The sequence below is a fragment of the Streptomyces capoamus genome, assembly GCF_014654935.1.
Lineage (GTDB): Bacteria > Actinomycetota > Actinomycetes > Streptomycetales > Streptomycetaceae > Streptomyces > Streptomyces capoamus.
This window is the reverse complement of the sequence record NZ_BNBF01000077.1, coordinates 1-1,347: the sequence shown is the minus strand read 5'-3', so window position 1 is coordinate 1,347 and position 1,347 is coordinate 1. Positions and strand designations below refer to the sequence as shown.

Genomic DNA, 1,347 nt, shown 5'->3' with positions numbered 1-1,347 from the left:
GCGAGGATCTCGGAGACCGGGTAGCGCGATTCGCGGCGGACGGCCATGAAGATGCGCGGCATGACGGGGAAGTGGAAGGCCATGTGGCACTCGTCGCCGCCGTCCCGGAAGTCGCCGAAGTAGTCGACGACGTCCTCCGGCCACTGGTTGGCCTCCGCCAGCAGCACGGTGTCCGGGTACATCGCGTCGATCTCACGGCGGACCCGCTTGAGGAAGGTGTGGGTGGCGGGCAGGTTCTCGCAGTTGGTGCCCTCCTCGGCGTAGAGGTAGGGCACCGCGTCCAGGCGGTAGCCGTCGATGCCGAGGTCCAGCCAGAACCGCAGCGCGGCCAGGATCTCCTCCTGCACGGCCGGGTTCTCGTAGTTGAGGTCCGGCTGGTGCGAGAAGAAGCGGTGGAAGTAGTACTGGCCGCGGACCGGGTCGAAGGTCCAGTTCGAGGATTCGGTGTCGACGAAGATGATCCGCGCGTCCTCGTACTGCTTGTCGTCGTCGGCCCACATGTAGTAGTCCCCGTACGGGCCGTCGGGGTTCTGGCGGGACTCCTGGAACCACGGGTGCTGGTCGCTGGTGTGGTTCATGACGAAGTCAATGATCACGCGCATGCCGCGCTGGTGGGCGGCGTCGACGAACTCGACGAAGTCGGCGAGGTCACCGAACTCCGGGAGTACGGCCGTGTAGTCGGAGACGTCGTAACCGCCGTCCCTGAGCGGTGATCTGAAGAACGGCGGCAGCCACAGGCAGTCCACGCCGAGCCACTGCAGATAGTCGAGCTTGGCGGTCAGGCCCTTCAGGTCGCCGACGCCGTCGCCGTCGCTGTCCTGGAAGGAGCGGACCAGGACCTCGTAGAAGACGGCGCGTTTGAACCACTCCGGGTCCCGGTCCTTGGGGGGAGTGTCCTCGAAGGTGTCCGGTACGGGGTCGTTGACGGTCATGACGCTGCGGGCCCTCCGATCTGGGGCGTCGATCGCCCGACGTGGAGCACGTGCGCCGGTGCCCGCCCGGGCGTGAGACGCACGTAGTTGGTCCTGCCCCAGTGGTACGTCTCGCCCGTCAGTTCGTCGTGCACGGACAGGGCGGCGTGCCGGTCCAGGCCGAGTTGCGGCATGTCCAACGAGACCGTTGCCTCCTGGGTGTGGTGCGGGTCGAGGTTGACGACCACGATGACCGTGTCGGAACCCGTGCTCTTGCTGTAGGCGAGCACGGCGTCGTTGTCGGTCGAGTGGAAGCGGAGGTTCCGCAGGCGCTGTAGCGCCGGGTGCCGCCGTCGGAGGGTGTTGAGCCGGGTGATGAGCGGGGCGATGGTCCTGCCCTCGCGTTCGGCGGCCGCCCAGTCGCGGGGCCGGAGCT

Annotated in this window: 2 protein-coding genes; both read right to left on the bottom strand. The window is 67.5% G+C overall.

The features are described 5' to 3' along the window. Nucleotides 1-932: alpha-amylase family glycosyl hydrolase (locus IE312_RS37845; RefSeq protein ID WP_268254410.1), on the bottom strand; the 932-nt coding region annotated here is incomplete at its 3' end. After that, on the bottom strand, nucleotides 929-1,347 hold a 419-nt coding region (locus IE312_RS37840), incomplete at its 5' end, for an alpha-glucosidase C-terminal domain-containing protein (protein ID WP_189986831.1). The genes IE312_RS37840 and IE312_RS37845, both read right to left, overlap by 4 nt.